The organism is Curvibacter sp. EU05-FHT14A10, from assembly GCF_058791075.1.
In genome coordinates this window covers 87,445-109,658 of sequence record NZ_JBYTDE010000012.1, presented here as the reverse complement: position 1 = coordinate 109,658, position 22,214 = coordinate 87,445, and the positions used below count along the sequence as shown (strand labels likewise).

Below are 22,214 nucleotides of genomic sequence, written 5' to 3'. Positions count from 1 at the left end.
TTTTCCTTTGTTGGAAGTTGAGGTTCTAGAGAGAGGGAGCGCAAAAAAAACGTTGTCGTGGTTCACACCGCGTACAGGCGGGTGGCCGCGGCCGGGAACTCCAGCCGCACCGGCTCGCCAGCTTGTGGATGGGGGTTGCTGTCGGCACGGGTCAAAGGCAGCTTCACGGTGGCCTCGGCCTGGCCCTCGCCCAGCGAGCACAGCAGGCGCAGGTGGTCGCCGTAATAGATCACGCGGGCCACGGTGGCGGCCAGCGAGTTGGGTACCGGCGCGGCCGAGCCCAGGTGCAGCACGATGCGCTCGGGCCGCACACAGGCTTCCACGGCGGCGCCGTCGGCCACGCCGTTCACGTTCAGGCCCTGAAGGCGCTGGCCGTCGGCCAGTTGCAGGGCGTTGCCACCCTGCAGGCTGCCCTTGAGCACGGTGCTGTCGCCCACGAAGCCGGCCACGAAGCGGTTGCTGGGGGCTTCGTACAGGTCTTCCACCGGCGCCAGTTGCTGGATCACGCCTTCGTTGAACACGGCCACACGGTCGCTCATGGTCAGTGCTTCGCCCTGGTCGTGGGTCACGTAGACAAAGGTCACGCCCAATTGCCGGTGCAATTCCTTCAGCTCGATCTGCATGTGCTCGCGCAGTTGCTTGTCGAGCGCACCCAGCGGCTCGTCCATCAGCACCAGCTGTGGCTCGAACACCAGGGCGCGGGCCAGCGCCACCCGCTGTTGCTGGCCGCCCGAGAGGCGGCCCGGCAGGCGATCGGCCATGCCACCCAGGCGTACCATGTCCAGCGCCTTGGCCACGCGGCGGGCCTGCTCGTCCTTGGGCACCTTGCGCACGGTCAGCGGGTAGGCCACGTTCTGCCCCACGGTGAGGTGGGGAAACAGGGCGTAGTTCTGGAACACCATGCCGAAGTTGCGCTTGTGCGGCGGCGTGCCGGTGATCTGGCGGCCGTCCAGCAGGATGTCGCCCGCCGTGGGCGATTCAAAGCCGGCCAACATCATCAGCGTGGTGGTCTTGCCCGAGCCCGAGGGCCCCAGCAAGCTCAGAAATTCGCCGCGCTGGATGTCCAGGTTCAGATCGCGCACCACGAGCTGTTCGCCGTCGTAGGTCTTTTGCACGCCGGAGAAGCGCACCAGGGGTTCTGCTTGAGACATGTTTGTGTGCAAGGGCAGGAAAGTAGCGTGTTGGATCAGCGCTGGGCTTTGAAGCTCTCGGCCAGGATGGCCAGACCTTCATCGATCAGTGCGTCAGAGGCGGTCAGCGGCACCAGGATGCGGATCACGTTGCCGTAGGTTCCGCAGGACAGCAGCACCAGACCGCGGCGAGCGGCTTCGGCCACCACGTTCTTGGTCAGGTTCGCGTCGGGGCGGCTCTTGTCGCCGTTCTCGAACAGCTCGATGGCCACCATGGCGCCCAGGCCGCGCACATCGCCAATCGAGGCTTCGCTCTCGGCAATGCGGCGCAGACCTGCTTGCAAGTTTTGGCCCAGGGTCTTGCTGCGCTCCAGCAGCTTCTCGTCTTCAAAGGCCTGGATCACGGCCAGGGCGGCGGCGCAGGCCACCGGGCTGCCGGCATAGGTGCCGCCCAGGCCACCGGCGGCGGGGGCGTCGATCACTTCGGCGCGGCCCACCACACCCGACAGCGGGAAGCCGCCGGCCAGCGACTTGGCGGTGGTGATCAGATCCGGGGCCACCGGCCATTGCTCGCAGGCGAACCAGGTGCCGGTGCGGCCGGCGCCGGTCTGCACTTCGTCGGCGATCAACAAGATGCCATGGCGCTCGGCCAGGGCCTTCAGGCCCGAGATGAACTCGGGCGGGGCCACATTGAAGCCGCCTTCGCCCTGCACCGGCTCGACGATGAAGGCCGCCACGCGCTGGGGCTCGATGTCGTTCTTGAAGATCAGTTCGATCGAATGCAGGGCATCGGCCACGCTCACGCCATGCAAGTCGTTGGGGAACAAGGCATGGTAGATCTCGCCCGGGAAGGGGCCGAAGCCGACCTTGTAGGGGGCGACCTTGCCGGTCAGGCCCAGGGTCAGGTTGGTGCGGCCGTGGTAGCCGCCGGTGAAGGCGATCACACCCGGGCGGCGGGTGTGGGCGCGGGCGATCTTGATGGCGTTTTCAACGGCTTCGGCGCCGGTGGTCAGCAGCAGGCTCTTCTTGGCAAAGTCGCCGGGAGCCAGTGTGTTCAGGCGCTCGCAGACTTCCACATAGGGTTCATAGGCCACCACCTGGAAGCAGGTGTGGGTGTACAGCGCCAGCTGGGCCTGCACGGCGGCGATCACCTGGGGGTGCAGGTGGCCGGTGTTGAGCACGGCGATGCCACCCGCGAAGTCGATGAAGCGGCGGCCTTCCACGTCCCAGAACTCAGCGTTTTCGGCCTTCTGGATGAAGATCTCGTGCGACTGGCCCACGCCGCGGGCGACGGCGGCCTGGCGGCGGGCAAGAAGGGCGGCGTTGGTGAAATGGCGTTCTGACTTCATGGTTTCAAGCGGTTGGTTGAACAGATGGATGGACTTTACGGATCGTTTCTGTTTTGAACCATGTACACACACTTCAGGATTTGGACGCACTGTGCAGGTCGAGTTGCCTGTACATGGAATCCCTGATCTGGTGCCTTGCACCGCAGTGGCGCAAAAGCCTGTGTCGCTTGGCCAGGCATGCGCCGGCTTGGGGCGTCGTCAGATTCTGAATCGCGGGTTAACCCTTGGATTTGCGCCCCATCAAGGCCCTGTTTTGGGGCGTTTCCGCAGCGCCAGCTTGAATCGATGGGTCGATGGCGTTGGGCGTTAGACTTCCCGCTGGTGGCTGCCCGGCCAGCGATCCCCGGGCGCCGTGTTTTTTCGATCCGGGTCTTCTGTCTTCCTGATGCTCACACTCCGTACCGATGTCCAGACCCCGCTGGTGAGCCAGATCGTCGACGGCTTGCGCGGCCTGATCGCGGGCCAGGTGATCAAGCCGGGCAGCAAACTACCTTCCATTCGGGCCTTTGCGGCGGCCCATGGCGTAAGCGTCTTCACCGTGGTCGAGGCCTATGACCGCCTGGTGGCTCAGGGCTGGCTGGTCTCGCGTGCCAATGCCGGTTTTTTTGTGAAGCGGCGCGACGAGGGCGCGGCGCCAGCGGTGGCCGGTCAGGCGCCGCGTGAGGCGCCGCGCTTTGATGCGCGCTGGTACCTCAAGCAGATTTTCGAAAACCGCAACCTGCCCATGAAGCCGGGCTGTGGCTGGTTGCCGCACGACTGGCTGTTTGGTGACGCCGTGCGGCGCAGCCTGAGGCAACTGTCCACCGACGGCCCCGAACTGGACGGCTACGGTCTGCCCTCGGGCCACATGGCCCTGCGCATGATGATTGCCGAGTCGTTGGCCGAGCACCAGATCACCGTCGATGCCGACCAGGTGCTGCTCACCCATGGCTCCAGCCAGGCGCTGGACCTGGTGGCGCGCTGCCTGCTCAAGCCCGGGGATGCCGTGCTGGTGGACGATCCGGCCTACCCCAACCTGCTGTACATGCTGCGCTTCGCCGGTGCCCGGCTGATCGGCGTGCCGCGCACCCCCACAGGCTATGACCTGCCCGCACTGGAGGCGCTGGTTCAGTTGCACAAGCCCAAGGCCTTCTTCACCCAGCCTCGCCTGCAAAGCCCTACATGCTCGCTGGCGTCGGTGGCGCACCTGCACCGCTTGCTGCAACTGGCCGAGCAACACGATTTTGTGCTGGTCGAAAACGACCTGTATGCCGACATGGACGGCACCTCGCGTTCCTCGCTCGCCAGCCTGGACCAGTTGCGCCGGGTGGTCTACATCGGCAGCTATTCCAAGACCATCTCGCCCAATCTGCGCGTGGGTTACTTGCTGGCCCGGCCCGACATGCTGGGCGAGTTCGTGCAGCTCAAGATGGTGGCCGGCCTGACCTCCTCCGACATCGCCGAGCGCGTGACGTTTGGCGTGATCACCGATGGGCGCTGGCGCAAGCACCTCAAATCGCTGCGCGATCGCCTGGGCGAAGCCCACCGCCAGGTGGGGCGGCGCCTGGACAGCCTGGGTTTTGAACTGTTCCATGAGCCCGAGGCCGGCATGTACCTGTGGGCCCGCCACCCCGACCTGCCCGACAGTGCCGAGCTGTCCAAGGAGGCCACGGCCGCCGGCATCATGCTGGGGCCGGGGCAGCTGTTCCTGGTCGAGCCGCGGCCCACCGGCTGGCTGCGCTTCAACGTGGCGTTCTGCCAGGACGAGCGCCTGTGGCAGTTTCTGGCCCAGCGCATCGAGCTGGGGCGTCAGGTGGCGCAGTGATGCGCTGCCCGGGCCGCCGAATCTTATAATTGCCTGTTTGGCCCGGCACTGCGCGCGGGCCCCGTCACGGCGCGGGCGGCGCCATGAGCTCACCAATGGGTGAGGGCATGGACCACCCACCCAACCAGAACCCTCTCTTTGCACCCCATGAGCACACCTATCACCGTCGCCCAGATTCGCAAGACCTTCCTCGATTTCTTCGCCTCCAAGGGGCACACCGTGGTGGCGTCGAGCTCGCTGGTGCCGGGCAACGACCCGACGCTGATGTTCACCAACTCAGGCATGGTGCAGTTCAAGGACGTGTTCCTGGGCACCGACAAGCGTCCCTATGTGCGTGCGGCTTCGGTTCAGGCCTGCCTGCGTGCCGGCGGCAAGCACAACGACCTGGAAAACGTGGGCTACACCGCCCGCCACCACACCTTTTTCGAGATGCTGGGCAACTGGAGCTTTGGCGACTACTTCAAGCGTGAGTCGCTGAAGTGGGCCTGGGAACTGTTGACCGAGGTCTACAAGCTGCCGGCCGACAAGCTGTGGGCCACGGTCTACATCGACGACGATGAGGCCTACGACATCTGGACGAAGGAAATCGGCCTGCCGCCCGAGCGTGTGGTGCGCATTGGCGACAACAAAGGCGCCAAGTATGCTTCTGACAACTTCTGGATGATGGCCGACACCGGCCCCTGCGGTCCCTGCAGCGAGATCTTCTTCGACCACGGCCCCGAAATCCCGGGCGGCCCTCCGGGCAGCCCCGACGCCGATGGCGACCGCTACATCGAGATCTGGAACAACGTGTTCATGCAGTTCGACATGCAGCCCGATGGCTCGGTCAAGCCGCTGCCGGCCCCCTGCGTGGACACGGGCATGGGCCTGGAGCGCCTGGCCGCCATCCTGCAGCATGTGCACAGCAACTACGAGATCGACATCTTCGACACGCTGATCAAGGCGGCCTCGCGCGAAACCGGCGAGAAAGACCTGGACAACAAGAGCCTGCGCGTGATCGCCGACCACATCCGTGCCACCGCCTTCCTGGTCAGCGACGGCGTGATCCCCTCCAACGAAGGCCGCGGCTACGTGCAGCGCCGCATCGTGCGCCGCGCCATCCGCCATGGCTACAAGCTGGGCCAGAAGACCCCGTTTTTCCACAAGCTCGTCAAAGACCTGGTGGTGCTGATGGGCGATGCCTACCCCAAGCTCAAGACCGATGAGGCCCGCATCACCGAGGTGCTGAAGGCCGAAGAAGAGCGCTTCTTCGAAACCTTGGCCAACGGCATGGAAATCCTGGACGCCGCCCTGGCCGATGGCAGCAAGACCCTGCCGGGCGAGGTGGCCTTCAAGCTGCACGACACCTATGGCTTCCCGCTCGACCTGTCGGCTGATGTGTGCCGTGAACGTGACGTGGCCGTCGATGAAGACGGCTTCAAGCTGGCCATGGACAAGCAAAAGGCCCAGGCCCGTGCTGCCGGCAAGTTCAAGATGGATCGCGCCCTGGAGTACACCGGCGCTGGCAACACCTTTGTGGGCTACGAGCAGCTCGAAGCCCCGGCCAAGGTGGTGGCCCTGTACGTGGATGGCACCCCGGCTGCCGAACTCAAGGCCGGCCAGACCGGTGTGATCGTGCTGGACACCACCCCCTTCTACGCCGAAAGCGGTGGTCAGGTGGGCGATGAAGGCGTGATCCGCAGCGGCTCGGCCATGTTCGCCGTGGGCGACACCCTGAAGATCAAGGCCGATGTGTTCGGTCACCATGGCACGCTGGAATCCGGCACGCTGGCGGTGGGCGACCACGTGACGGCTGCCGTGAACACCGCGGTGCGCGCTGCCACCATGCGCAACCACTCGGTCACCCACCTCATGCACAAGGCCTTGCGCGAAGTGCTGGGCGACCACGTGCAACAGAAGGGTTCGCTGGTCAATGCCGATCGCACCCGTTTCGACTTTGCGCACAACGCCCCCGTGACCGATGAACAGATCCGCGCCATCGAAGCCCAGGTGAACGCCGAAATTCTCGCCAATGCCCCCACCCAGGCCCGCGTGATGGACATCGAATCGGCCCAAAAGACTGGCGCCATGATGCTGTTCGGTGAAAAGTATGGCGAAACCGTGCGTGTGCTCGACATCGGCAGCAGCCGTGAACTGTGCGGCGGCACCCATGTGCAGCGCACCGGCGACATCGGCCTGTTCAAGGTGGTGGCTGAAAGCGGCGTGGCGGCGGGTGTGCGGCGGATTGAAGCCGTCACCGGTGTCAATGCATTGACCTACCTGCAAGGCCTCGAAGCCACGGTGCAGCAGGCCGCTGGCACGCTGAAGGCGCCGGCGGCCGAGCTGCAAGGCCGCATCACCCAGGTGCTGGACCAGGTCAGGACGCTTGAAAAGGAAGTGGCTGCGCTCAAGGGCAAGCTGGCTTCCTCGCAAGGCGACGAGTTGATGGGCCAGGCGGTGGACGTCAAGGGCATCAAGGTGCTGGCCGCTTTGCTCGATGGCGCCGATGCCAAAACCCTGCGCGAGACCCTGGACAAGCTCAAGGACAAGCTCAAGACCGCCGCCATCGTGCTGGCTGCCGTGGACGGTGGCAAGGTGCAGTTGGCGGCCGGCGTCACGGCCGACAGCGTTGGCAAGGTCAAGGCGGGTGAGTTGGTCAACTTTGTGGCCCAGCAAGTGGGCGGCAAGGGGGGCGGCAAACCCGACATGGCCATGGCGGGGGGCACGGATGCCTCCGGCCTGGCCAAGGCCCTGGCCTCGGTGCAGGGCTGGGTGGCCGAGCGCGCCTGAGGCGGGGCTTCTGAGCAAGGGGGGCGGGCTTTGCCCCCGACTGAGGCACGCCCTGGATGGGGCTTGTCCGGTGGCGGTGGCCGCGCTCAAGTTGATAATGCGGCCCATGGCCCTGGGCCACCTGTCCCCTTGCAAGCCCTTCGCCCCGTGCCAACTGGGTTGACTTCTTCTGGATCCCTGTTGTGAGTGCCGCGCTGAATCGACTCTTTCTGTTGTTCACGATGACCTTGGGCCTGGTGGGTCCGGCCCAGGCTTTGTCGGTGGCCTTCATCAACCCGGGGCGCAGCAACGAGGCCTATTGGGTCGCCGCAGCCTCTGCCATGGTGCAGGCGGCACGCAGCCTCGACCTGCAGCTGGAGGTGCGCTATGCCGAGCGGGACCACCTCAAAACGTTGGAGATTGCAGCGTCTCTGGCGGCCCGGCCGGCGGCCCAGAGGCCTGACTATGTGATTTTCTCCAACGACTACGCTACCGGCCCGGAGATTCTTCGGCTGCTGAACGGCTCGGGTATCAAGGCCATGATGGCCTTCAGCGGCATTCATGGTGCAGACCGTCGCACCACCGGTGGTCCTCGCGAGAAATACGATTTCTGGCTGGGGACGCTGGAGCCCCGCGCCGAAGACGCGGGCTACCTCACGGCAAAAACCTTGATCGAGAAAGGTCGCCGCGCCCAGCTGAGAGGGGCGGACGGCCTGCTGCATGTGATTGCCATCGCTGGCGACCGCTCCACGCCCAGTTCGGCGGCCCGCAATGCCGGCCTGCAGCGCGCCCTGGCCGAGGCCTCGGATGTGGTGCTGGACCAGATCGTTTACGCCAATTGGAGTCGCGAAACCGCCTTGACCAAGTCGCGTTGGCTGGTGCGCCGCCACCCGGATGCCCGGTTGGTGTGGGCGGGCAGTGACCAGATGGCCTTTGGTGCCATGCAGGCCTGGCGTGAGCATGCCGACGTGCCGGGCAAGGATGTGCTGTTCAGTGGTGTCAACACCTCCACAGAAGCCCTCAATGCGGTGCGTTCGGGCGAGCTTTCTGCTCTGGCGGGTGGGCATTTCATGGCCGGGGCCTGGGCGCTGGTCATGATCTACGACCATGCCAAGGGCCATGACTTTGCCAAGACCGAGGGGTTGGAGATGGTGGTGCCCATGTTCATCCTGTTCACCCCCCCCTTGGCCGAGCGCTTTCTGCAGCGTTTTGCGGGCGATGGTGGGGCGTTGGATTTCAGGCGCTACAGCCTGGCGCTGAATCCGCGCCTGGTCCATTACGATTTTGATGTAGGCGACCTGTTACGCTAGGCCGACATGTCTTTGAACCAGCCTTATTACCGTTCGATTGCCGCCACGCTGATCCGGCGCATCGTGGTGCTGGCCGGGCTTTGCCTGCTGGCCATGACCTTGCTCCAGGCGGGTCTGGCCTATCGCAGCAGTCAGTCACAGGTGGAACACGCGGTCAGCGAGATTGCTGACAACAGCCTGCCGATGCTGTCGCTGTCGTTGTGGGACATCGAGCCCGAGGTGATCCAGCGCCAGATGAACTGGTTGGCGGGCCTGCCCGAAATCGGGCGTGCCCGGGTGTTGGCCAGCACGGGCCAGATTTTTGAGGCTGGCGCGTTGTCGGCCGAGGTGGGCGGCGACACACCGCCGACCCACACGCTCGAGATCGCGTCGCCCCAGGGCGGCAAGGCAGTGGGCCAATTGCAACTGTGGGTGGATCCCAGCTACCTTTACCAACAGATTCTGGCCAATACCCTCACCATCGCCGCCGGTTATGGCGTTTTCACCGCCTTGCTGTGCCTGGTCGTGGCCTGGATGTTGCGGCGAGACCTGCAGCAGCCGCTGCAGCAGATTGCGCGTTTTGCGTCCGAGCTCAAGCCACAGGAAATCTCGCGTCCCCTGGTGCTGGACCGTGCCAGCAGCGATCATCTGGACGAGATCGATCTCGTGACCCAGGGCTTTCGCCAGCTCCAGGGCGAGCTGCAAAGCCACATTGCCAACCTCGATGGCCTGGTGGCCGAGCGCACCCAGCAGCTGGAGAAGTTGATTGGCGAGGTGCACCGGCTGTCGATCACGGATGCGCTGACCGGGTGTTTCAATCGGCGTGTGATCGAGGAGCGCCTGCCCTCCGAGATCGAGCGGGCACGGCGCTATGGCCGGCCGCTGTCAGTGATCTTTGCCGACATCGACCATTTCAAGGTCATCAACGATACCCATGGCCATGCGGCGGGCGACGCCGTGCTGCGCGACTTTGGCACTTTGCTGCGGGGGCAGCTGCGCAGCCAGGTGGATTGGGTGGCCCGCTATGGGGGCGAGGAGTTTCTGATCGTTCTGCCTGAAAGCGATCTGGTGGACGCGCGCCAGGCGGCAGAGCGATTGCGTGAACGGGTGGGCGAGCAACCCGCCCTCTGGGAGGGCATGGTGATCCCCCGGACAGCCAGCTTCGGCGTGGCCCAGTGCGGACCGGACGAGGGTGTGGCTGACCTGCTGGCACGCGCTGATGCCATGCTCTACCACGCCAAGAGCGAAGGGCGAGACCGTGTCGAAGTGAGCGGGTGACGCCGCCCCCGCCCGGGGCTGCGGCAGGACCGCGTTGCCTGAGGCGCTCTCAGGTCTTGTAGCCGGGGTCCAGTCGCTCCAGCTTGCGCAGCAGCGATGGCCAGACAAATTGGCCCCCCATGCCGCTCGTCTGTACCTTCATGGCGTGTGCCACGCCGTCGAGGATGGTGGGGTTGACCGAGATCACTTCGCCGCCACCCGCCAGGGCATCGATCTGGATCCGGCAGGTGTTCTCGAAGGTGTACATGGCCAAAAACGCCTCAGGAATGTTGCGCCCCACGGTCAGGAGCCCATGGTTGCGCAACACCAAGTAGTTGGCGGTGCCCAGATCGGCCTGCAGACGGGTCTTTTCATCGTCGCGGATCGCCACCCCTTCGTAGTCGTGGTAGGCCAGCGAACTCAGCACAAACGTGGATTGCTGGCTCAGCGGCAGAATGCCGTGCTTCTGTGCGCTCACGCCCACACCGGCGCGGGTGTGGGTGTGCAGCACACAGCCCGCCTCGGGGCGGGCCTCATGGATGGCGCTGTGGATCACGAAGCCCGCCGGGTTGACCGGGAAGGGGCTGTCGTGCAGCTTGTTGCACTGCATGTCCACCTTGACCAGGCTGGAGGCGGTGATTTCATCAAACATCAGCCCGTAGGGGTTGATCAAAAACTGGTGTTCATCGCCCGCCACCGAGCTGGGCAGCTTGGCGCTGATGTGGGTGAAGACCAGGTCGCTCCAGCCGTAGGCCGCCACCAGGCGGTAACAGGCGGCCAGATCGACGCGCAGCTGCCACTCTTCGGCGCTGACCTGCTGCTGCAGTGAGGGGATGTTCATGCTGTCTCCTGAAAGGGGGATCGGATGCGGGGTGGGGTGCCGCATCTTGCCCCACGCGGGCGCCGCCCCATGTCAAGGATTTGACACGGCATGGGCCATTGCGGCGCCGGCGGCAAGGGTGGAGCTTGACGGGCATCAATGTAGGTGACCTACCCCGTCCCTAGAATCCGCCCTTGGCCCCTCCAAATCGACCATGCTTCGCCCCATCACTTCCCGCTGGCTGTTGCTGATGGCCCTGTGTCTGGCACTGACCATGGCGGGTCTGTCGGTGCATTGGGCGCGCACGGATCTGCGTGAAACCTGGGGGCGCGTGGCAGAGCACGATGCCCGCGTCCTGACCCAACTGGGCGAGGCGCTGGGGCGCCATGTGAGCCTGGGTGACCGTGTGTTGGGGGCCTTGCGCGATGACTGGCAGGACCCTGGTCTGCAGAAACTGGCACCGGAGTGGCGCCAGCGTCTGTTGTTCAAACGGCTCACGGGTGAACCGGTATTTGCCGCCACCCTGGTACTGGACCGTGCCGGCCGCGCCGTGGCCGACAGCGCGGGCCTGGTGCCCCGCCTCGTCACGGCGACCCAGCGTGACTATTTTCAGGCGCAATGGCATGCGGACCGCGATGCGCTCTACATCAGCCATCCCTTTGTCAGTCAGATCAAGAAGATTTCTTCGCTGGCCCTGAGCCGGCGCCTGCAGGATGAAGAGGGGCATTTTGCCGGTGTGGCGGTGGGCCTGGTTCCGCTGGCCCATTGGCAGGGGCTGCTGGACAAGGCCGACCTCGGCGGCGACTCGCTGCTTTGGCTGGAGCACCGCGATGGCACCTACCTGGCCGGGGCGGTTGGCCCAGGGGGGACCTCGCTCAGTGGCAGCCTGAACTGGCCGGAACAGGGGCCACAAGGGCCGGCGCCGGCCGGCAGCTTCCGCTCGGATCTGGCGGGTGACGGCGCACCCCGCCTGGTCAGCTACCTGCAGGTTGGCGATGCGCCCCTGCGCCTGGTGCTGATGCGCCCTGCGGGGGCGGTCGAGTCGGCCTGGTGGCAGCGGGTTGCCAGCACCGGGGGGGTGACGCTGGTCCTGGTGGCCGGTTGTCTGGGGTTGGTGCTGTTGTTCGAGCGCGAATTGCGCCATCGTCAGCAGGTGTCGCAACTGCTGGCCCACGCCGAAGGGCATCTGCGCACCATCGTCAACCACCTGCCGTCGCTGGTCAGCTATTGGGACCGCGACCTGCGCAACCTGTTTGCCAACCACCTGCACCGCGACCTCTTCGGTCTTCTGCCTGAGGTCTTGCGGGGACAGACTCTGCCTGATGTGGTGGGACCGGCCCTGATGCATCGCTACGGGCCGTACATCAAGTTGGCTCTGGCGGGCGAGGCGCAGACTTTTGAGTGGCCGGTCAAGCTGCCCGGGGGGCTGCTGCGCACCTTGCTGGTGTCCTTGGCGCCGGATCTCCGCGAGGGCCGGGTCGCGGGCATTTTTGCCCAGCTCATGGACATCACCGATCGCAAGCAGGCCGAGAGCCAGGTCTTCGAAGAGAAGGAGCGTTTCAGGGTCACGCTGAGTTCGATCGGGGACGCCGTGATCACGGTCGATGTGGCGGGTCGGGTGACCTACCTCAACCCGGTGGCCGAGATGATGACCGACTGGCGCCTGGATCTGGCGCGGGGCGAGCCGGTGGAGGCGGTGATGCCCATCGTCAACTCGGTGGATGGCAGTCCCTTGCGAAACCCGGTGCGGCTCGCCCTGGAGCTTCAGGACACGGTGGGGCTGGCCGCAGACACGTCCTTGGTCCGGCGGGATGGGCAACGATTTGACATCGAGGACTCTGCCTCACCGATCAAGGACCGGCACGGTGAAATCATCGGTGCGGTGATGGTGTTTCATGATGTCAGTGAGATGCGCTCCATGGCCATCCGCATGGCCCACCTGGCCCAGCACGATGCCTTGACCGGTTTGCCCAACCGGCTGATGTTGTACGACCGGGCCGAACAGGCTATTTTGCTGGCTCAGCGCGAGCAAGAGCAGGTGGCGGTGATGTACCTGGATCTGGACCGCTTCAAGACCGTCAACGACTCGCTGGGTCATGAGGTGGGTGACCGCCTGCTGGTGGATTTTGCGCGGCGCCTGTCGGGGGCCATGCGCCATTCCGACACCCTGAGCCGACAGGGGGGGGATGAGTTCGTGATCCTGCAGACCGGTCTGAAAGATGGGGCCCAGGCCGGCCACCTGGCCCGCAAGCTGCTGCGCCTGTGCAGCGAGCCTTTTGTGGTGCAGGGCCGGGAGCTGAATGTGTCGGTGACGATCGGCATTGCCTTGTTTCCGGCCGACGGCAACAGCTTCGATGAACTGGCCAAGCACGCCGATGCGGCCCTTTATGCGGCCAAGAATGCAGGCCGCAACCGCTTCCATTACTTCACGCGTGAACTGGGGGTGGCCGCCCATCAGCGGTTGCAGCAGGAACAGGCGCTGAAGGCGGCTCTCGGGCATGGCGAGATCTTTCTTGAGTACCAACCCAAGGTCGATTTCAGTGCGGACCAAGTCGTGGGCGTGGAGGCCCTGGCGCGCTGGTGCTGGTCTGGGCAGCGGGTGTCGCCGGCCCAGTTCATTCCGCTGGCCGAAGAAAGTGGTCAGATCATCGAGATCGGGCGCCACATTCTGCGCACCGCCTGTGAAGAGGCCAGCCGTCTTTGCGGGCTCGGACTGTTGCGCGCTCCCATGGCGGTCAATGTGTCGGTCCGGCAGTTGGCCGACCCCAGCTTTGTGAGCGAGGTGCAGCAGGTGCTGAAAAGCACCGGACTGCCGCCGGCCCTGCTGGAGATCGAAGTCACCGAGAGCGGCTTGATGCAGAACATGGAGGCCATGGCCGGCGTGCTGCATGCGCTCAAGGCGCTGGGCCTGCGCATTGCGATTGATGACTTCGGCACGGGCTATTCCAGCCTGGCCTACCTGGCCACCCTGCCGGTGGATGTGCTGAAAATCGACAAATCGTTTGTGGATGACTACCAGGCCAGCCCGAAGAACATGGCCATCATCACCGCCATCATCGATCTGGCGCACCACTTGCAACTGGAGGTCATCGCCGAAGGGGTGGAGAGCCGCGAGCAGGCCGATTTTCTGGTGGCGTTCGGCTGCTGCAGCATGCAAGGCTATTACTTCAGCCGGCCGGTCTCGGCCTCGGATCTGCAAGCCTGGTGTGAGGCCCGTGCCAGCGTCGCGCTGCCGGCCTAGGCCTTGCGCGACGGCAGCGATCGGCTCTGCGTTCTGCAGCGGCCGTTCAGAACAGCTCGACTTCGTCGTGGGCCTGCGTTTGCTTCTTCAACTGGCCTGAGCCGATGAGTTCGTCGTAATGGCAGACCTGGTTACGGCCGTGCTCCTTGGCGAAATAGAGCGCCTGGTCTGCGTGCCCCAGGATCTCGACCGCAGACCCTTCGTGGGTACTGACGAAACCCACGCTGACGGTGACGCGCCCGACCTGCGGAAAGTCATGGTGCTCCACGGCCTGGCGAAAGCGGTTGAAGATCTGCCGTGCGGTGGCCAGCGTGGCGGAGCGCAGCAGGATCACAAATTCCTCGCCACCAAAGCGGAAAATCCGATCCTGGGCCCGGAAGGACGCCCGCAACAGGTTGGCCATCAGGATCAGCACCTCGTCGCCGTACAGGTGACCGAAACGGTCGTTGACCTGTTTGAAGTGGTCAATGTCCACCACGGCCAGCCAATGACGGGGGCTGTCTTCATCGTTGGCCTCTGCCGCGCCATTGGCGGCTGGGCTGTGGCCGGGACGGGCAAACTCGGCGTCAAAGGTCTTGCGGTTGAACAAGCCGGTCAGTGCATCGCGCTCGCTGTAGTCGAGCAGGCTCTGGTAGTTGCGGTAGACGTGAAAGATGCCATGGATCACGTTCAGGGTGTCCTGGGCAAAGGGGCTGTCGTTGCGGATCTCCAGGCAGGCCACCACCTTCTCCTGCAGCCACACCGGCAGCCACAGCTCATGCTCCCCGCTGGAAGAGCGCTCTTCCCGACCGGCAGATTTTTCGGCGATGCAGGTGGCCAAGGCCGGGTAGGCCATCAGAGGCAGGCGCGGAATGTCGGCGTGCTGAGGGTCTTCGATGGATTGGAGTGCCCCCTCGCTGATCCAGGCCTTGGGCCGCACGTGGGTCTCTTCACCAATGGTCACCACCTCCAGGGCGCGAACCTCTTTCACATTGCCCAACTGATGCAAGGCCGAGATGACCGAGATCTCCAGGCGGGCGTGATCTCGATGACCCGTGATCTCGACCAGATGCTGCAAAAGTGGATTCATTGTCAAAACCGGTTGCACACAAGGGGAAATGACGAGTTCGAGCCGGGCCGAATGAGGCGGATCCGTTTCAATCCCGGCAGAAGATGGATGAGGCGCGATGGTAGCCAGTTTTTGTAAAAGCACGCTTGTGCGGTGCTGGGCTGTCCTGAGAATTGTTTGATTTCAGACAGTTTTGTCGCATAAATGCAGCAGACCCGGGCCTTGGGCAGGCGTTGGGGTCACTGCCTCGCCCGCCAGCGCCTGGGGTCAGCCCCCAGGGGCGAACCGCTCCGGTCACGGGGGCTGTCACGGGGTCTTTTCGAACACCAGATCCCAGACGCCATGCCCCAGACGCAGGCCCCGGCGCTCGAATTTGGTCTCGGGCCGGTAGGCTGGGCGATCGGCGTAGCCACCGGCGGCCTGGCGATTGCGCAACAGAGGCTCGGCACCCAGTACCTCCAGCATCTGCTCGGCATAGGGCTGCCAGTCGGTGGCGCAATGCAGGTAACCGCCGGGGCGCAGCCGGGCGGCCAATTTGGCCACCAGCGGCGCTTGGATCAAGCGTCGCTTGTTGTGCTTGGTCTTGTGCCAAGGGTCGGGAAAGAAGATGTGCACGCCTTCGAGCACGCCATGAGGCAGCATGTTGTCGATCACCTCGACCGCGTCGTGCTGCAGGATGCGGATGTTGCTCAGTCCGCGCTCACCCACCTGCTTGAGCAGGGCACCCACTCCGGGTTCATGCACTTCGCAGCACAGAAAGTGCGTGTCAGGCATCAGGGCTGCAATGTGGGCCGTGGCGTCGCCCATGCCGAAGCCGATCTCCAGCACCACCGGGCCCGGCGCGCCAAAGGCTTCGCTCAGGTCCAGTGGCGCGGCGCGGTAGGGCAGGATGAAGCGGGGGCCTAGCAACTCAAAGGCCTTGGCCTGTCCGGTGGTGGTGCGGCCGGCGCGCCGCACAAAGCTCTTGATGGTCTTGGGGAAGGCCACGCCGGCAGGGGCGCCGGTCGGCTGGGCGTCAGAGGCCGTGCCAGACGGTTCGTCCACTGGGGCGGGGGCCACGGGGGCGGTGTGTTCTTGGTGTTCTTGGTGTTCTTGCATGATGTCGGGGTTTCAGGCGCTGGGCCAGGCGGCCGGGTGGCGCCAAATGGAGTGAGATTGTAGGCAAGCGGGCGCCTTGTGGGCTCATTCAGGCCCAGCGCGCCCGCCACAGGCCGGTCCATTGGGTCAGTTGATCGCTGATGCTGGCGTCGGGCGCGGTTGCATGCGGCAAATCCAGGGCCGCGGCAGCTTGGCGCAGAGCGGCCAGGCAGGCGGCTGGGCTTGACGTGTCGATGGCTGGCGCCCCATGCTGCTTGGACAGTTTCTCACCCCGTGCGTCCAGCACCAGCGGGGTGTGCAGGTAACGCGGCGTGGGCAGGTTCAGCGCGTGTTGCAGCAGGATCTGGCGCGCCGTGTTGTCGCACAGGTCGGCGCCGCGCACGATGTCGGTCACGCCCTGGGCCGCATCGTCCACGACCACGGCCAACTGGTAGGCCCACAGGCCATCGGCGCGCTGGAGCACGAAGTCGCCCACTTCGGCCGCCACATCCTGGATCTGGGGCCCCAGCCGCCGGTCCTGCCAGCGCAGGGCGGTGGCCCCGGGGATCTGCCCCACGGCCAAGCGCCAGGCCCGCACGGGGCGGCCTTGGCGGCCCTGGCGGCAGGTGCCCGGGTAGACGGCTTGCTGGTGCCTTGCCCGCTGCAGGCCTTGGGCCAGCAGGGCGGCCTCGATCTCCTTGCGGGTGCAGGCACAGCCATAGGCCAGGCCCGCCTGGGTCAGGGTCTGCAGGGCGCTGGCGTACAGCGCATGGCGTTGGGATTGCCAGACCGGTGGCTGATCGGGGTGCAGGCCGCAGGCCGCCAATTGTTGCAGCAGGTGTTGGTCAGCGCCCGGGTTGCAGCGCGGTGGGTCGATGTCTTCGATGCGAACCAGCCACTGCCCGCCATGGGCACGGGCGTCAAGCCAACTGGCCAGGGCCGCGACCAGTGAGCCCGCGTGCAGCGGGCCGGTGGGGGAGGGGGCAAAGCGGCCGGTGTAGCCGCCACGTGGCAGAGGCATGGCAGAGGCATGGCAGGCGAGGGCGGCCATGGCCGCCCGGGGGGCAGGTCAGCTCAGCGAGAGCGCCAGGCTCAGGCCGGACACGAAGGCGTCTTCGACCCGGTGGCCCAGGCACCAGTCGCCGCACAGTCCGACGCCATTGGCCGGGTCCCAAAGGTGGGTCTGACCCAGGGGCTTGAGCGTTTTGGCGTGCTTCCAGCGTTTGAGTGCGATGTGGCTGGGCTCGGCATGGATGCCCGTGATGTCGACAAAGGCGCGGTGCAGCTTGCCCTGCACCCGCTCGGCGCTGTCGTCCAGGTGTTCGCTTGACCAGACATCGCTGGCCTGGACGGTCCAGCGCTCGATCTGGCTGCGCCCGGGCTTGGATGATTCGCGTGCCAGCCAGGCGATGCGGTGGTGGGTGCTGCGGGCCGCGTTCCATTGCGGGCCCAAGGTGGTCAGGCCCGGCTGCACCGCCTGCGGGAAGGCCAGCATCAGGGTCCAGCAGGGGGCGATGGTCACGGGCTGCAAGGCTTCGACCAGGGCATTGGCGCTGGGCACTGCGGCCAGCAGTTCGGCCGCCTGGGGGGCCGGCAGGGCCAGCAGCACGGCGTCAAAGCCGGCGTGGACCTGGCTGCTGCCGTCGTCGCCAGCGGTGTGCAGTTGCCAGCGTTGGGGTTGCAGGGTGTCGCGCTGCAGGGCACTGACGCGGGTCTGCGTGAGCAGGCGGCCCTGGGCTTGCAAGGGCGCGGCCCAGTCACTCACCAGGCGGTTCATGGCCGGTACACCCACCCAATGGGGTTCGGGGTGGGGCAGGCTGGGGGAGCTGACCTGGCCATGCTCATCGAGCACGCGCACGGCATTGGCGCTCCAGCGGCGGGCAGCGTTGGGGGCGGTGGCCAGGGCCAGCTCAAAGCGGGGATCGCGCACCGTGAAGTACTGGGCTCCGGTGTCGAAACTGCCAAAGGCCGAGTCGGTGCTGGCCATGCGGCCGCTGACGCCCGCGCTCTTCTCGAACACGGTGACGTCGTGACCCGCCTGGGCCAGGGTACGGGCGCAGGTGATGCCGGCCATGCCGGCGCCGACGATGGCAATGCGTTGGGGCACCAGGGTGGGTGAGGCCGGCTTCTTGCGCGGGCCGGTCGAGCTGCGAGGACGTTTTGCCATGCTGGGTCTCCGATCAATGAGGACGTCACAAAGCCTAACCCAATTGGCGGTCGCTCCGGACGAGTTGGATCAGCGTTTTGTGTTGCAGGCTTCAGGGCTTTCCCGCCCCTGTGAGCGTCAGCACGTTCCTGGCCCGGCCTCAGCGCACGACATGGCGAGGCTGTTCCAGCAACGCTTGCCGGGTGGCGGCCGACTCCAGGCGATCCAGCCACCATTGCAGCGCCCGCCCCGGACGTTGGCCCGGGCTGGCCCGCCAGGCATAGCCGCAGCGGACCGTGCGCGCTGCCCGCTCCAAGGGCTTGTGGATCAGCATGCCTGCTTCGAGGTAGTTTCGCACCATGGATTCGGGCAGAAAGCCCGCACCCAGCCCGCGCAACTGGGCTTCGACCTTGGCCTGCATGGTGGGCACCGTGAAAACATCCTGGCCGGGCAGCAGGTTGACGGTCATGCCCCGGCCACGCTGACTGGAGTCGGCGACGGCAACTGCTCTGTGTTGACGAATCAGGTCGTCGCACAGAGGCTCTTCGATCTTGGCCAGGGGATGGTGCGGGGCCACCACATACAGGAAGTGCATCACCCCCAGCTCACGCTGCTGGATGTCAGTGGGGGTAGAGCCATCCATCACCACGCCGACGGCCAGGTCGGCATGCCCCAGCACCACAGCCTGCAAGGTGCCGGTCATGATCTCGTCACGGATGCGCAGCCGTGTCGGCGGGTTGAGCTGGAAGAAGTCGCCGGTCAGCTCCAGCAGGGTGCTGCGGGTGATCACGCCGTCGGCGGCCAGGGTGAACTGAGGTTCCCACCCCGTGGCCACACGCTTGACACGGTTGGCCACGGCATCGATCTCGTCCAGCAGGCGCTCCCCTTCGCGCAGCAGTTCCTGCCCCGCCTCGGTCAGGCGGGCCTGGCGGCTGCTGCGGTCAAACAGCAGCACGTCCAATGCGTCTTCGATGGCGCGCACCCGGTAGGTGAGGGCGCTGGGGACCAGGTTGAGTTGCCGCGCCGCCGCCGCAAAGCTGCCGCTCTGGGCGATTTCCTTCAACATGCCCAGGGCATCGGGGGTCAGGACATCGCGGGCCGTGGGGGTCGTGGAGGGCATGGCCAACGTCGATTCAAAAAAAATGAATGATGCCATCAATCACCGCGCATGGCAGAACGCGGGGCGGGCCCTAAAGTTCAGCTTCAGGAGATGCACACCATGCTCAGCATTCGCAAATCAGGGGAACGAGGTTATGCCGATCACGGCTGGCTGAAGTCCTTCCACAGTTTCTCTTTTGCCGGCTACCACGATCCGCGCCACATGGGCTGGGGCAACCTGCGGGTGATCAACGAAGACCGCATTGCACCCGGCACCGGCTTTGGCACCCATGGCCATCGTGACATGGAAATCATCAGCTACGTGCTGAGTGGTGAGGTGGCCCACCAGGACAGCATGGGCCACGTCAAGGGCATCCGGCCTGGCGAGGTGCAGCGCATGAGCGCCGGACGCGGTGTGACCCACAGCGAGTTCAACCACGCCCCGGGCCAGACGACCCACTTTCTGCAGATCTGGATCCTGCCCGACGTGCAGGGCATCGAGCCTGGCTACGAGCAGAAGGCATTCTCAGACGCCGACAAGCGCGGTCGACTGCGCCTGGTGGCATCGGCCGATGGCGCCGACGGCTCGGTGCGCCTCCATGCCGATGCCCGTCTGTACGCCGGCCTGTTCGACGGGGAGGCCGAACAGGCCACCCTGGCGCTGCGCACGGGCCGCAAGGCCTATGTGCACCTGGTGCGCGGGCAACTGCAGGCCAACGGCCAGTGCCTGGAGGGCGGCGATGCGCTGCTGCTGGAGCACGAGAGCCAACTCTCCCTCAGTCACGGCCGCGATGCCGAAGTGCTGGTGTTTGAACTGGCGCCCTGAGCGGGCGTCAGAATCCGTTTTTCTCAACCAAGGTTTCTCAACCAAGGAGTCTTTCATGGCAAAAGTCGTTGTTGTTTTCCACTCGGGTTATGGTCATACCCTGCGCATGGCGCAATCGGTGGCCGAAGGCGCCGGCGCCACCCTGCTGCCCATCGACGCCGAGGGCAACCTGCCCGAAGGCGGCTGGGACACCCTGAACGCCGCGGACGCCATCGTCCTGGGCTCGCCCACCTACATGGGCTCGGTCAGCTGGCAGTTCAAGAAGTTTGCCGACGCCAGCTCCAAGGCCTGGTTCACCCAAGCCTGGAAGGACAAGCTTTTCGCCGGTTTCACCAACAGCGCCTCGCTGAATGGCGACAAGCAAAGCACCCTGCAATACCTGATGACCCTGGCCATGCAGCATGGCGGTGTCTGGGTAGGCCTGGGTTTGTTGCCCAGCAACAGCAAGGCGGCCCAGCGCAACGACTCGAACGTGCTCGGTGCTTCGCTTGGCGCCATGGCCCAGAGCCCCTCGGACTGCTCGCCCGCCGAAATGCTGCCGGGTGACCTGGAAGGGGCCAAGGCGTTCGGCGCCCGCGTGGCCGCCACGGCAGCCCGCCTCGCCAAATAATCGAAGGGGCCTGGGGCCTGCTGCCCGGTGGGTGCAGGCCTCCCATTTATTTCGCAAGGAGCACCGCCCATGACGTCCTGGACCCTGATTTCGCCCCACACCAAAGACCTGGGTGGCGGCTTCCTGGTGCGCCGGGCCTTGCCGGCAGCGCAGCGGCAGGCCGTGGGGCCTTTTCTGTTCTTCGACCACTTCGGGCCGGTGCAGGTGCAGCCTGCCGATCAGTTTGACGTGCGCCCCCATCCGCACATCGGTCTGGCCACGGTGACCTACCTGTTTGAAGGGGCGCAGATCCACCGCGACAACCTGGGCTTCGAGCAACGCATCGAGCCCGGTGCGATCAACTGGATGACGGCCGGCCGGGGCATCGTGCATTCGGAACGCCGCCCGCCTGACCTGACGGACCAGTCCTATGCCATGCATGGCTTGCAGCTGTGGGTGGCCTTGCCCGAAGCGCTGGAAGACGTGGTGCCGAGCTTTGTCCATACCCCGGCCGAGGCGCTGCCTGAAATTCAATACCCCGGCGTCCAGGTGCGGGTGCTGGTGGGTGAGGCCTTTGGTCACCGCTCACCGGTGCAGACTTTGTCGCCCACGCTGTACCTCGATGTGCAGATGGCGCCTGGTGCCACCTTGCACCTGCCCTTGCTGGCCCAGGAGCAGGCCTTGTACGTGGTGCAGGGCGGCTTGCTGGCCGACGAGCAGGCCTTGCCTTTGCAGCAGTTGGTGCTGCCGCAGGGCTCGCTGGATCTGAAGGCCGGCCCTGAGGGCTGTCGCTGGGTCTTGGTGGGCGGCCAGCCCCTGGGCCATCGAAACATCCGCTGGAACTTTGTCTCGACGTCCAAGGCCCGCATCGAGCAGGCCGAGCAGGACTGGGCTCAGGGGCGTGCGGAGGCCGGCATGGGGCAGGTGCCCGGCGAGACCGAGCGCATCGATCTGCCGGTGCGTCCCGGCCACTGAGCCGGAAATCGAAGGGGGCAGGGGCTTTGGCCCCGGGCCCCTGGAGCGGGCTCAGCGCAGCGGCGACAGGTCCGGCGCCAGCGCTTCGCGCTCGTCAAATACAAAGCAGCTGCCTTGGTAATGGGCGCCGTCGGTTTCCTCGAAGTACTTGAGGATGCCGCCTTCGAGCTGATAGACATGGGGCAGGCCTTCCTCGCGCATCAGGATGGCGGCCTTTTCGCACCGGATGCCGCCGGTGCAGAAGCTCACCACGGTCTTGTCCTGCAGTTCAGCTTTGTGGGCACGCAAGGCGTCTGGAAATTCGGTGAACTTTTGGATGCGCCAGTCGACCGCGCCTTCAAACGTGCCGTGGTCCACTTCGAAGGCATTGCGGGTGTCCAGGGTGACCACGGGCCGACCTTCATCGTCATGGCCTTGTTCCAGCCAACGGCGCACTGTGGCCGGCGTGACGGCGGGGGCCCGACCTTCGGCAGGGCGGATGGTGGGGTGGTTCATGCGGATGATCTCGCGCTTGACCTTGACCAGCATCTTGCGAAACGGCTGGTGGTCTGACCAGCTCTCCTTGGGCGCCAGATCGGACAGGCGCGGATCTTGGCGCAGGGTGTTGACCACCTCGCGCACAGCCTCAGCGGGCCCGGCCAGGAAGAAGTTGATGCCTTCCTCGGCCAGCAGGATGGTGCCGCGCAACGCCAGGCGTTGGGTCTGCTCGGCCAGTTGATCGCGGAGTGTGGCCGCATCAGGCAGCGGCACAAACTTGTAGCAGGAGATGTTGAGGACGGGGGTGTTCACGGCGCGCATTGTAGAAGCCCCTGAGGCC

The 22,214-nt window shown here is 65.5% G+C and carries 17 protein-coding genes; 8 read left to right on the top strand and 9 right to left on the bottom strand.

What is annotated here, in order from left to right:
* Positions 1-62: 62 nt before the first annotated feature.
* Entirely contained in the window at positions 63-1,151 is a 1,089-nt protein-coding gene (locus AC3WUT_RS21335) for an ABC transporter ATP-binding protein (protein ID WP_492349098.1), read from the bottom strand.
* Positions 1,152-1,186: 35 nt separating this feature from the next.
* Positions 1,187-2,479, bottom strand: coding sequence for a 4-aminobutyrate--2-oxoglutarate transaminase (gene gabT, locus AC3WUT_RS21330; protein WP_492349097.1), 1,293 nt, complete (start codon positions 2,477-2,479; stop codon positions 1,187-1,189).
* A gap of 385 nt (positions 2,480-2,864) precedes the next feature.
* Here gabT and AC3WUT_RS21325 point away from each other — a divergent pair, with 385 nt between their 5' ends.
* From AC3WUT_RS21325 to AC3WUT_RS21310, 4 genes are all read left to right on the top strand, one after another.
* Complete coding sequence (locus tag AC3WUT_RS21325; RefSeq protein WP_492349096.1) at positions 2,865-4,283, top strand: aminotransferase-like domain-containing protein; 1,419 nt, start codon at positions 2,865-2,867, stop codon at positions 4,281-4,283.
* A 147-nt stretch (positions 4,284-4,430) separates the two neighbouring features.
* Complete coding sequence (gene alaS, locus AC3WUT_RS21320) at positions 4,431-7,052, top strand: alanine--tRNA ligase (protein WP_492349095.1); 2,622 nt, start codon at positions 4,431-4,433, stop codon at positions 7,050-7,052.
* A gap of 182 nt (positions 7,053-7,234) precedes the next feature.
* The gene (locus tag AC3WUT_RS21315) at positions 7,235-8,341 is read left to right on the top strand and encodes an ABC transporter substrate-binding protein (RefSeq protein ID WP_492349094.1); all 1,107 of its coding nucleotides are present in this window, start codon (positions 7,235-7,237) and stop codon (positions 8,339-8,341) included.
* A gap of 6 nt (positions 8,342-8,347) precedes the next feature.
* The gene (locus AC3WUT_RS21310; RefSeq protein WP_492349093.1) at positions 8,348-9,598 is read left to right on the top strand and encodes a sensor domain-containing diguanylate cyclase; all 1,251 of its coding nucleotides are present in this window, start codon (positions 8,348-8,350) and stop codon (positions 9,596-9,598) included.
* Positions 9,599-9,647: 49 nt separating this feature from the next.
* Here the strand turns inward: AC3WUT_RS21310 and AC3WUT_RS21305 are convergent, their stop codons facing one another.
* A complete protein-coding gene (locus AC3WUT_RS21305; RefSeq protein ID WP_492349092.1) occupies positions 9,648-10,418 on the bottom strand; it encodes a class II aldolase/adducin family protein in 771 nt (256 codons plus the stop codon).
* A gap of 193 nt (positions 10,419-10,611) precedes the next feature.
* Here AC3WUT_RS21305 and AC3WUT_RS21300 point away from each other — a divergent pair, with 193 nt between their 5' ends.
* Positions 10,612-13,638, top strand: a complete 3,027-nt coding sequence (locus tag AC3WUT_RS21300) for a bifunctional diguanylate cyclase/phosphodiesterase (protein WP_492349091.1) — start codon at positions 10,612-10,614, stop codon at positions 13,636-13,638.
* Between the two features lie 46 nt (positions 13,639-13,684).
* Here AC3WUT_RS21300 and AC3WUT_RS21295 read toward each other — a convergent pair whose 3' ends face one another.
* From AC3WUT_RS21295 to AC3WUT_RS21275, 5 genes are all read right to left on the bottom strand, one after another.
* The gene (locus tag AC3WUT_RS21295; protein WP_492349090.1) at positions 13,685-14,707 is read right to left on the bottom strand and encodes a GGDEF domain-containing protein; all 1,023 of its coding nucleotides are present in this window, start codon (positions 14,705-14,707) and stop codon (positions 13,685-13,687) included.
* 285 nt (positions 14,708-14,992) lie between these two features.
* Positions 14,993-15,784, bottom strand: a complete 792-nt coding sequence (gene trmB / locus AC3WUT_RS21290; protein ID WP_492349089.1) for a tRNA (guanosine(46)-N7)-methyltransferase TrmB — start codon at positions 15,782-15,784, stop codon at positions 14,993-14,995.
* A gap of 88 nt (positions 15,785-15,872) precedes the next feature.
* Positions 15,873-16,784 carry a tRNA glutamyl-Q(34) synthetase GluQRS gene (gene gluQRS / locus AC3WUT_RS21285; protein WP_492349088.1) on the bottom strand — a complete coding sequence of 304 codons (912 nt, stop codon included), beginning with the start codon at positions 16,782-16,784 and terminating at the stop codon, positions 15,873-15,875.
* Between the two features lie 48 nt (positions 16,785-16,832).
* On the bottom strand, positions 16,833-17,930 hold the full coding sequence (locus AC3WUT_RS21280) for an NAD(P)/FAD-dependent oxidoreductase (RefSeq protein WP_492349087.1): 1,098 nt from the start codon (positions 17,928-17,930) through the stop codon (positions 16,833-16,835).
* Between the two features lie 139 nt (positions 17,931-18,069).
* Positions 18,070-19,029: a LysR family transcriptional regulator gene (locus AC3WUT_RS21275; protein WP_492349086.1), complete on the bottom strand. Its 960-nt coding sequence runs from the start codon at positions 19,027-19,029 to the stop codon at positions 18,070-18,072.
* 99 nt (positions 19,030-19,128) lie between these two features.
* Between AC3WUT_RS21275 and AC3WUT_RS21270 the strand changes: the two genes are divergently transcribed.
* The 3 genes from AC3WUT_RS21270 (at position 19,129) to AC3WUT_RS21260 (ending at position 21,397) form a co-directional block, all read left to right on the top strand.
* The gene (locus tag AC3WUT_RS21270; protein ID WP_492349085.1) at positions 19,129-19,833 is read left to right on the top strand and encodes a pirin family protein; all 705 of its coding nucleotides are present in this window, start codon (positions 19,129-19,131) and stop codon (positions 19,831-19,833) included.
* Between the two features lie 55 nt (positions 19,834-19,888).
* A complete protein-coding gene (locus AC3WUT_RS21265) occupies positions 19,889-20,443 on the top strand; it encodes a flavodoxin family protein (RefSeq protein ID WP_492349084.1) in 555 nt (184 codons plus the stop codon).
* 69 nt (positions 20,444-20,512) lie between these two features.
* Positions 20,513-21,397 carry a pirin family protein gene (locus AC3WUT_RS21260; protein ID WP_492349083.1) on the top strand — a complete coding sequence of 295 codons (885 nt, stop codon included), beginning with the start codon at positions 20,513-20,515 and terminating at the stop codon, positions 21,395-21,397.
* Between the two features lie 51 nt (positions 21,398-21,448).
* On the opposite strand, the gene AC3WUT_RS21255 is transcribed toward AC3WUT_RS21260, so the two are convergent.
* Positions 21,449-22,195: a sulfurtransferase gene (locus AC3WUT_RS21255; protein ID WP_492349082.1), complete on the bottom strand. Its 747-nt coding sequence runs from the start codon at positions 22,193-22,195 to the stop codon at positions 21,449-21,451.
* Positions 22,196-22,214 lie beyond the last annotated feature (19 nt).

Bases quoted from the DNA above. Each gene is read 5' to 3' on its own strand.
- AC3WUT_RS21300 (WP_492349091.1), top strand. From the start codon at position 10,612: ATGCTTCGCCCCATCACTTCCCGCTGGCTGTTGCTGATGGCCCTGTGT.
- gabT (WP_492349097.1), bottom strand. From the start codon at position 2,479: ATGAAGTCAGAACGCCATTTCACCAACGCCGCCCTTCTTGCCCGCCGC.
- AC3WUT_RS21265 (WP_492349084.1), top strand. From the start codon at position 19,889: ATGGCAAAAGTCGTTGTTGTTTTCCACTCGGGTTATGGTCATACCCTG.
- AC3WUT_RS21295 (WP_492349090.1), bottom strand. From the start codon at position 14,707: ATGAATCCACTTTTGCAGCATCTGGTCGAGATCACGGGTCATCGAGAT.
- AC3WUT_RS21310 (WP_492349093.1), top strand. From the start codon at position 8,348: ATGTCTTTGAACCAGCCTTATTACCGTTCGATTGCCGCCACGCTGATC.
- AC3WUT_RS21275 (WP_492349086.1), bottom strand. From the start codon at position 19,029: ATGCCCTCCACGACCCCCACGGCCCGCGATGTCCTGACCCCCGATGCC.
- AC3WUT_RS21280 (WP_492349087.1), bottom strand. From the start codon at position 17,930: ATGGCAAAACGTCCTCGCAGCTCGACCGGCCCGCGCAAGAAGCCGGCC.
- gluQRS (WP_492349088.1), bottom strand. From the start codon at position 16,784: ATGCCTCTGCCACGTGGCGGCTACACCGGCCGCTTTGCCCCCTCCCCC.
- AC3WUT_RS21260 (WP_492349083.1), top strand. From the start codon at position 20,513: ATGACGTCCTGGACCCTGATTTCGCCCCACACCAAAGACCTGGGTGGC.
- AC3WUT_RS21255 (WP_492349082.1), bottom strand. From the start codon at position 22,195: ATGCGCGCCGTGAACACCCCCGTCCTCAACATCTCCTGCTACAAGTTT.
- AC3WUT_RS21325 (WP_492349096.1), top strand. From the start codon at position 2,865: ATGCTCACACTCCGTACCGATGTCCAGACCCCGCTGGTGAGCCAGATC.
- AC3WUT_RS21305 (WP_492349092.1), bottom strand. From the start codon at position 10,418: ATGAACATCCCCTCACTGCAGCAGCAGGTCAGCGCCGAAGAGTGGCAG.
- AC3WUT_RS21270 (WP_492349085.1), top strand. From the start codon at position 19,129: ATGCTCAGCATTCGCAAATCAGGGGAACGAGGTTATGCCGATCACGGC.
- AC3WUT_RS21335 (WP_492349098.1), bottom strand. From the start codon at position 1,151: ATGTCTCAAGCAGAACCCCTGGTGCGCTTCTCCGGCGTGCAAAAGACC.
- trmB (WP_492349089.1), bottom strand. From the start codon at position 15,784: ATGCAAGAACACCAAGAACACCAAGAACACACCGCCCCCGTGGCCCCC.
- alaS (WP_492349095.1), top strand. From the start codon at position 4,431: ATGAGCACACCTATCACCGTCGCCCAGATTCGCAAGACCTTCCTCGAT.